Source organism: Paraconexibacter sp. (assembly GCF_059438195.1).
This window is the reverse complement of the sequence record NZ_JBLKKY010000145.1, coordinates 1-1,543: the sequence shown is the minus strand read 5'-3', so window position 1 is coordinate 1,543 and position 1,543 is coordinate 1. Positions and strand designations below refer to the sequence as shown.

Annotated in this window: 2 protein-coding genes; one reads left to right on the top strand and one right to left on the bottom strand. The window is 76.2% G+C overall.

The genetic code is table 11. The annotated features are described in order from the left end of the window. Positions 1 to 177: 177 nt before the first annotated feature. Positions 178 to 966 (bottom strand): SGNH/GDSL hydrolase family protein, encoded by a 789-nt coding sequence (locus ACME2J_RS22290; RefSeq protein WP_495547143.1) that lies wholly within the window; start codon positions 964 to 966, stop codon positions 178 to 180. A 225-nt stretch (positions 967 to 1,191) separates the two neighbouring features. Here ACME2J_RS22290 and ACME2J_RS22285 point away from each other — a divergent pair. Then, a partial coding sequence (locus ACME2J_RS22285; RefSeq protein ID WP_495547142.1) for a hypothetical protein occupies positions 1,192 to 1,543 on the top strand: 352 nt, incomplete at its 3' end.

Below are 1,543 nucleotides of genomic sequence, written 5' to 3'. Positions count from 1 at the left end.
GCTGCACCATCGACGAGAGCAAGCTCGGCCGCGCGCGCCGCGAGCTCGACGCGGCGCTCGGCACGCGGCGCTGGGCCTTCCAGCGCCCGTACGGGCCGCGCTCGCGCCGCGAGTTCCTGAACCTCGCGCGCTTCCGGGCGGCGACCGGCCGCCCGGCCTGAGGGCCAGCCGGCCGCGTCACGGCAGGCGGCGCAGCGCCTCCACCCAGTGCGGCGCGAGGACCGCGAGGCCCTCGGGCGTCGGGTGGAGGCCGTCGGACGTCGGCACGTGCTCCGGGTACCCGGCCGCGGTGAACAGGCGCCGTCCTTCGAGCTCCGCGCGGACGCGCCGCGCCCAGGCGGCGCGCGGCGCGTCGGGTGGGGCGAGCGGCGGGAAGAAGAGGACGCGCGCGGGCGCGACGCGCGCCGCGATCTCCTCGAGGCGGTCGACCGTCGCGCCCGGGTCGTCGGTGGCGAGCGCGTCGTTGATCCCGAGGTGCACGACGACCACGTCCGGCACGCCGGCGTCGAGCGTCGTGGTGACGGCGTCGGCCCAGGGCACAACGCGCGCGCACGCCGCCCGCACCACGCGGAAGGAGTCGCGCAGCGCGCGCAGCTTCGGACCGCAGGCCCAGGGCGGCGCGGCGAGCCAGTGCAGCGTGTTGCTCGAGGGAACGGCGAAGTTGTGCACGCGCGCCCCGCGCCACGGGTCGGCCGGCGCGAGCGCGGCGAGCCGCTCCTCGAGCGCCGCGCGCAGCGGGTCCGACCAGCGTGCGGGAGAGCGCCGCGAGATCGTGCCGAGGCTCGTCGAGTCGCCGACGACGACGACCGTGCGGGGCTGAAGCCCGGGCGCGACGGGACGGGGCACGGCGTCGCCGGGAGCGACGTCGCGGGAGACGACATTCGCCGCGCCTACCCCTGACGTCGCCGCCGCGACCAGGACGGCGAGCGCGATCTTCGGCCCCATCCAGCGGATCCCGCGGCCCACCGTGCGACGTCATACGACGGGCGCACGTTCCCGGGTAGTCAGTACGCGTCCGGTCGATCCCCCGACCGACGGGACAGCACCCGTCCGGGGACGCGATTGACAAAGGCAGGGGCGCGCGAAATAGGACCCCCTTTCGTCGTGAAGCCCCCCGGCGCAAGCAGTGGCGGCGCGCCGCGGCCGCCCGCGATCCCCCCCGTCGTCGCAATCCTGGCTATCGTCGGCGTCATGGCGGCGGCCGTCCTCACCCGGTTCTGGCGCCTCGGCTGGGGCCTCGACCAGGGCCTGGCGTTCGGCGACGAGCTGCTCCTCTGGCCCTCCTATTTCAGGGCCTTCGTCCCTCTGCGCCCGGAGTCGTTCTTGCGCCGCGACATCCCGGCGGCGCTCCTCTACCCGACGCTGTACGGCTACGCGTCAGGGCTCGCCGTGTGGGTGGGCAACAAGCTCGGCGTGATCGGGCCCCCCACGGTCGACCTGTACGGCGCGGTCCACGCGGCGCGCGTGGTGTCCGCCGCCGCGGGGGTGGCGAACGTCGGGCTGGTCGGCGTCCTGGGCTGGCGCTTCTACTCCCCGCAGGTCG